This is a genomic window from Rubricoccus marinus, from assembly GCF_002257665.1.
Classification (GTDB): Bacteria; Bacteroidota; Rhodothermia; order Rhodothermales; family Rubricoccaceae; genus Rubricoccus; species Rubricoccus marinus.
The window spans coordinates 1,396,844-1,403,326 of record NZ_MQWB01000001.1; the positions used below are offsets into that span (position 1 = coordinate 1,396,844).

The window sequence follows — 6,483 nt, forward strand, 5'->3', positions numbered from 1 at the left end:
AGCGGAAGGGTGGCCTCTGGCGCCAGAGGCCTAGCGCGCCGCGAGAGCCGGCGGAGGCGGGTCCGGCAGCGCGATCCGCACGGACGTAAACGCGCCGACGACGCCGTACCCGCCGTCCACGTTGGAGTACAACGGCGAGGGCTCGGCAAAGGGGTTGCTCTCGTTGTCGATCTGCTGGCGGCGCGAGGCCTGGTACCGCGCAAACGGTTCGCTCACCCGCCCAACGGCGACGGCGAATGACCGTGTGGCGAACTCGTCGGCATAGGTGTCGAAGTCTAACTCGAACTCCTGCCGCCGGTCGCGGAACAGAGCGTCGCGGAACACCACCTCGCGGTAGTACTCCGCATCAGTCTCCACGCCCACATCTATGTCCAGGAACTCGTACCCGCGGCGGAAGGAGGGGGTGACGCTTGTGAACCGGTACGTGTACTCGTTGATGTAGCCCTCTTGGTAGTCCTCCCGCAAGAGGAGCGCCAGTTCGTAGATGTCGTCGCCGGGCGGGTCCACGAGCCCCACGCGCAGGCGCCTCGAGTTGTAGCCCCCCTCATCGTAGTACGTCCACTCGTCGCTCACCACCTCGGCCTCTGGCGCCAGCGGGATGGTCGTTTCCGAAGACGCCAGCGGGAGACCTGGAGCCGTAATCTCGATGCGGTACGTCCGCCCAGCCTCTGGCGTCGCCCCGGTGGGGGAGACGTACACCGACGGCTGGATGGAATACGTCGGCTCCCCCTCAGGGCGCGCGGTCTGAAGCACGAGTGTTTCTACCACCGCTCCGCCTTCGTGGATTGTGACCGTCGCGTCTGGCACCTCGTACGAGCGGTTGCTTCCTAGCGGGAGCGACTTGGCCACCGAGACGGTCCACGTGGAGTCCGGCGTGGGAAAAGCGTACACCACCAGCGCCTCTTCGAAGGGAGGCGGGTCGATGCCCACAGAGGTCTCGAACTCGCAGCCCGCCAGAAGCGCGAGCATCAGCGCCAGAGGCGCGAAGTGGGAGAGGCGCATCAAAACTGGAACTGGTACGAGATGGAAGGCACCGCCTGAAACACGCTGTAGCCCCGAAGCGAGAGGCCTTCTGACTGGTCATCCGCCGTCTCGGCGGTTACGAAAAAGGGGTTCTTGCGCGCGTATACGTTGTACACGCCCAGCACGAGCGCGTGCTCGCCCCACCACGTTCGCCCGTTCCACGTCATCCCGAGGTCCATCCGGTGGTAGGCGGGCAAGCGCGAGCTGTTGCGTGAGGCGTAGGTGTAGCCCTCGCCGAAAAAGCGACCCTGGTTGGCAAGGGTCTCGCGCACGGCCGTTGTGTACGTGGCGGGCAAACGGCCAGTTGGCGCGGTAAAGCCGCTGCCGGTCCCGTACACCCACGTCATCGCGAGGGTGATGCCTTTGGTGGCTTGGTGCTGGACCGTGAAGCCGATATCGTGGCGGCGGTCGTACTTGAACGGGAACGTCTCGCCGCGGTTGAGCTCGGGGAAGGTCCGGTCCGTCTTGGCGAAGGTGTAGCCCAGCCATCCCGTGGTGCGCCCGGCATCGCGCCGGACGAGAACCTCCAGGCCCACCGAGCGTCCCGTGCCGGTTGTGACGGCGGCTTCCCAGTCGCTCGCGGCGGCGCCCAGGAAGCTCGTGCCCTCTCGGTACTCGATCAGGCCGTCCATCTCTTTCCAGTACACCTCGCTCTCCACGCTCCAGTCCCCGAACGTCCGCGAGACGCCAGAGGCCACCTGCCACGAGGACTGCGCGGGCACCCGGTCCGTTGCGGGCACCCAGAGGTCGGTCGGGAGCCCGATGCCGCTGTTGGTCAGCAGGTGCACGTACTGCCGCATCTTCGCGTAGCTGGCCTTTACCGACGTGCGGCGTCCAAGCTTGTAGCGCGCCGCCAGCCGCGGCTCCAGCGACGAGAACGTGCGGCCGTCCACGGAGAATAGCGAGGCATGCAAGCCCAGGTTGACGCGCAGCGCGTCCGAGATCCGCCAGTCGTCCTCGCTATACGCCTGGAACTCCAGCGCGCTCACGGGCGCCGAGGGCGCCAGAAGCGTGTCCAGCGAGGCGAGGCCTGGCTCTTCCAACTGCACCTGCACCGCGCCGGGGCGGTAGCGGTGGTGCGTCACCCCGAGGCCGCTCAGGACCGCGTGCTGCGGCGTCGGTGACCACTCCACGTCGCCTCTGGCGGAGAAATCCCGGATGCCTGAGCGGTAGTTGAGCCCGAACGAGGACGGCTCCGTGCCCGGCCTCTGGCGCTCCTCGAAGCCGGCGCCGAGGTCGAACGCGTAGTCGCTCGCCAGAAGCGTGGTGTTGAGGAACAGCTTGGGAGAAAGGACGCGCGTGTACCGGAGCGTTCCAGTCCGGTTGCCCCAGTCCATGGTGTTCTTGTTGCGGTCGCCGCCGTCCTCGTAGTCCGCGAAAAAGCGGTCGTTGCCGCCGTAGAACGAGCCGAAGATGCGGTCCTTGGGCGAGAGCGTCGCGTTGGCCTTCGCGTTGAGGTCCCAGAAGTAGTAGCCCGCGTCCTGCCCATCAGGGATGAACGGCCGCGCGAGCAAGTCGGCGTAGGTCCGCCGTCCGGAGATGATGAACGAGGCTTTGTCTTGGACGATCGGCGCCTCAATCGTCAGCCGGCTCGCGATGATGCCGATCGAGCCCTGGCCCGTCACCTCACGCTGGTTGCCCTCGCGCATCCGCATGTCCACGACTGACGAGAGCCGCCCGCCGTATCGCGCTGGAAACCCACCTTTGACGAGCTCCACATTGGAGAGCGCGTCGCCGTTGAAGACTGAGAAGAAGCCAAACAGGTGGTTCGCGTTGTAGATCGGCGCGCCGTCCAGCAGCAGCAGGTTCTGGTCCGGCCCACCGCCGCGGACATAGAACCCGCTCGTGCCCTCCGTTCCGCCTTGGACCCCCGGCAGGAGTTGAAGCGCTTTGAGCACGTCGGCTTCGCCCAGGAGGACGGGGATCTTCTTGAGGTCCGCCGCCGCGATCGTTACGGTCCCCATCCGCGTCGTCTCGTCCGCGCGCTCGGCCCGGTCGGCGGTGACCACGGCTGTGCCCAGTACGTCGGCCTGGGGCACGAGCGCGACGTCGAACTCCTGGTCCTCCGTGCGGTCCAACCGCAGCGCCAGAGGCTCGTAGCCGACGTAGGAGATGACCAGCACGTCCGACGAGTCGGCCTCTGGCGTGTGCGGCAGCGTGAGCGAAAAGAAGCCGTAGATGTTCGTGACGGCGCCACGCTGCTCGCCAGGGGCGTACACGCTTGCGCCGATGAGCGTCTCGCGCGTGTCGGCGTCGCGTACAAAACCGCTCAGCGTGATGGACTGCGCCTGCGCGGCGCCAGAGGCCAGTAGCAGGAGCGCGAGTACCAGGAATCGGAGCATGTAATCGGAGCGAGAGGGGAGACCGCGCGTGTCCCTGAATACCGAGCCAGGCGTTGCTACGCTGCGGTCCAGAGCCAAGGGCTCGTATTTGCACGCACCAAAGGCGCGTGGAATGCTCAGGAAGTAACCCATGCGGACCGGGGCGGACAACAGGGGCACGCCGTTCCGACCCGGTCGCACACCTCCCGCACACGTTCGGCCGGGCCTCTGGCGTTGGCCGGTATCTTGATGCCACCACGCCTACCACACGCATGACTCGACTCTCGCTCGCCGCGCCAGCGGCGGCCCTCGCGCTGCTCTTCTCGCCTCTGGCGGGATGCTCCGGCCCGGAAGCCTTGGAGATCACCTCGGTCGGGACCACGACGGAGGTCAACCGCAACCCGACCGCGGCGCTCCGCGCCGAAGCCGACGCGTTTCTGGACCAGTACACGCGCGGCATGTTGCCGCTTTACTACGCGAGCGCGCTCGCGGAATGGGACGCCAACACGCGCATCGTGGAGGGGGACACGCTGACCGCTACGAAGGTGCGCCGGGCGAATGAGGCGCTGGCGGCGTACACCGGCTCGGAGAGCAATATCGGCCGCGCCCGCACCTTCCTGGAAAGCCGCGAGAGCCTGACGGACCTCCAGGTGCGCCAGCTCGATGCCATCCTCTACGCCGCGGCGCAGAACCCGCAGACCGTCCCCGACCTCGTCCGCGAACGCATCGCCGCCGAGGCCGCGCAGAACGACGCGCTCTTCGGCTACACGTTCAGGCTGGATGGCGAGCCTGTCACGCCCAACGAGATCGACCGCCTCTTGCGTGAGTCCACCGATCTCGCCGAGCGCGAGAGCGTCTGGCGCGCGTCCAAAGACGTCGGTCCCACGCTGACCGGCGGACTCGTCGAGCTTCAGCGGCTCCGCAACCAGACCGTTCAGGCACTGGGCTACGACGACTACTTCACCTATCAGGTCTCGGACTACGACATGACGCGAGAGGAGATGCTCGCGCTCATGAAGCAGCTCAACAGCGAACTCCGCCCACTCTACCGCGAGCTCCACACGTGGGCTCGCTACGAGCTCGCCGAGCAGTACGGCGTCCCCGTCCCCGAGTACCTCCCTGCGCACTGGCTCCCCAACCGCTGGGGCCAGGACTGGACTGCCCTCGCGTCCCTCGCCTCTGGCGCCGACCAGGGCGGGCGCACGTTGGAGGACGCCCTCGCGGAGAAGACCCCGGAGTGGATCGTGCAGCAGGCCGAGCGCTTCTACGTCTCACTGGGTCTGGAGCCGCTACCGCGGAGCTTCTACACCCGTTCCAGCCTGTACCCCCTGCCCGCGGGCGCGAGCTATAAAAAGAACACCCACGCCAGCGCGTGGCACCTGGATCTGGACCGCGACGTGCGCTCGCTGATGTCCGTCGAGTCCGACCCGGACTGGTACGAGACGACGCACCACGAACTGGGCCACATCTACTACTACCTCGCCTACACGAACCCGGACGTGCCACCGTTGCTCCGCGGTGGCGCCAACCGCGCCTACCACGAGGCCGTCGGCTCCATGCTGGGCCTGGCAGCCATGCAGCCGCGCTTCGTCGAGGCCATCGGCTTGGAGGTGGATCCCGCGAGCGATCCCGTCCAGAGCCTCTTGCGCGAGGCGCTCAACTACGCCGTGTTCATCCCGTTCAGCGCGGGCACGATGACCGAGTGGGAAGCCGCGCTCTACGGCGAGAACCTCCCCGAGGACCAGTGGAACGCGAAGTGGTGGGAACTCGCGAAGGAGTACCAGGGCATCGTGCCGCCCACGCCCGACCGCGCCGCCGTCGGTGCGCCGTTCAACGACGCCGCGACCAAGACGCACATCAACAACGACGCCGCGCAGTATTACGACTACGCGCTTAGCAACGTGCTCCTCTTCCAGCTCCACGACCACATCGCGACGGAGATCTTGGATGAGAACCCGCGCGACACGAACTACTACGGCCGCGAGGACGTGGGCGAGTTCCTGACCGCGCTCCTCTCGCCTGGAGCCACCGTGGACGGCAACGAACTGCTGGAGCGGATGACCGGCAGCGGCCTCACGGCTCAGCCCATGCTGGACTACTTCGCGCCGCTGATGGAGTGGCTGAAAGCGGAGAACGAGGGGCGCGAGTACACGATGTAAGCGCCCGTTGGCCTCTGGCGCCAGAGGCCAACGCAAGGGCGATCCGCCAGAGGCCGAGCCGCATTTCGGCCTCTGGCGAAGCTCGTGCGAAACCTGAGGGCGTGGGGCGAGTGGAACGGTGCGCCATTTCGGTGGCGAGGCCGCACATCCGTGCCGCCCGTTTTTCCTCTACACCCACCCCCTCCACCCCCCATGGGACTCCTCGATTTCCTGAAAGACAAAGGCAAAGACATCTTCGGCGGCGGCGGCAACGAAGCCGAGTCCATCAAAAAGGAGGTCGAGCGCGCGCTCGGCTCCAACGTCAGCAACCTGACCGTCCACTTCAACGACGGCAAGGTGTCGCTGATGGGCGAGGCCAAGAGCCTCGCGGCCAAGGAGAAGGCCGCCCTCATCGCCGGCAACGTCAAGGGCGTCTCGAACGTCAACGACGACGGCCTGAAAGTCGCAGGCGGTGACGCCGCAGCGCCCGCAACCAGCGGCACGCGCTACTACACGATCAAGAGCGGCGACTCGCTCTCCAAGATCGCGAAGGACATGTACGGCGACGCCGGCGACTACAACAAGATCTTCGAGGCCAACCGCGAGGTGATCGAGGACCCGGACAAGATCTACCCCGGTCAGCAGATCCGCATCCCGGCGTAACGCCAGCGGCTCTTCATCTCTCGCGCCCCGCCAAAGGACTGGCGGGGCGCGATTCGTTTTTACCCTCGGCTCGAAGCGGCCGCAGTACCGGCCTCTGGCGCCAGAGGCCGGGTACGTTCGTCTACGAGATCCCCCGGCTGAACGCGAGCGAGGCAAGCCAGAGCACGAGCCCGGCGCGAAGGCTCCAGAGAACGGTCCGGATCCAGTTGGTGCCGACAAGCCGCGAGTGGGCCTCGGCGTCGAAGGCTCCGCCCAGCGCGTTGTGGAGGGGGACCTGGATAAAGGCTGTGCTCGCCCAGATCAGGCCGATCAGCGCGGCTCCGGCGAGGAGCGCCCAC

The 6,483-nt window shown here is 66.8% G+C and carries 4 protein-coding genes and 1 pseudogene; 2 read left to right on the forward strand and 3 right to left on the reverse strand.

What is annotated here, in order from left to right; translation table 11 throughout:
- Positions 1-30 precede the first annotated feature (30 nt).
- Complete coding sequence (locus tag BSZ36_RS05755) at positions 31-1,002, reverse strand: DUF4249 domain-containing protein (RefSeq protein ID WP_094546887.1); 972 nt, start codon at positions 1,000-1,002, stop codon at positions 31-33.
- Positions 1,002-3,365 (reverse strand): TonB-dependent receptor, encoded by a 2,364-nt coding sequence (locus BSZ36_RS05760; protein ID WP_179271040.1) that lies wholly within the window; start codon positions 3,363-3,365, stop codon positions 1,002-1,004. The genes BSZ36_RS05755 and BSZ36_RS05760 overlap by 1 nt, the downstream gene beginning before the upstream one ends.
- A 251-nt stretch (positions 3,366-3,616) precedes the next feature.
- Between BSZ36_RS05760 and BSZ36_RS05765 the strand changes: the two genes are divergently transcribed.
- The gene (locus tag BSZ36_RS05765; RefSeq protein WP_094546892.1) at positions 3,617-5,503 is read left to right on the forward strand and encodes a M2 family metallopeptidase; all 1,887 of its coding nucleotides are present in this window, start codon (positions 3,617-3,619) and stop codon (positions 5,501-5,503) included.
- Positions 5,504-5,695: 192 nt separating this feature from the next.
- Entirely contained in the window at positions 5,696-6,145 is a 450-nt protein-coding gene (gene lysM / locus BSZ36_RS05770) for a peptidoglycan-binding protein LysM (RefSeq protein ID WP_094546894.1), read from the forward strand.
- 121 nt (positions 6,146-6,266) lie between these two features.
- Here the strand turns inward: lysM and BSZ36_RS19285 are convergent.
- A pseudogene (locus tag BSZ36_RS19285) lies at positions 6,267-6,483 on the reverse strand (hypothetical protein); the annotation flags it as partial.

Coding starts and splice junctions, on each gene's coding strand:
- BSZ36_RS05755 (WP_094546887.1), bottom strand. CDS start 1,002: ATGCGCCTCTCCCACTTCGCGCCTCTGGCGCTGATGCTCGCGCTTCTG.
- BSZ36_RS05760 (WP_179271040.1), bottom strand. CDS start 3,365: ATGCTCCGATTCCTGGTACTCGCGCTCCTGCTACTGGCCTCTGGCGCC.
- BSZ36_RS05765 (WP_094546892.1), top strand. CDS start 3,617: ATGACTCGACTCTCGCTCGCCGCGCCAGCGGCGGCCCTCGCGCTGCTC.
- lysM (WP_094546894.1), top strand. CDS start 5,696: ATGGGACTCCTCGATTTCCTGAAAGACAAAGGCAAAGACATCTTCGGC.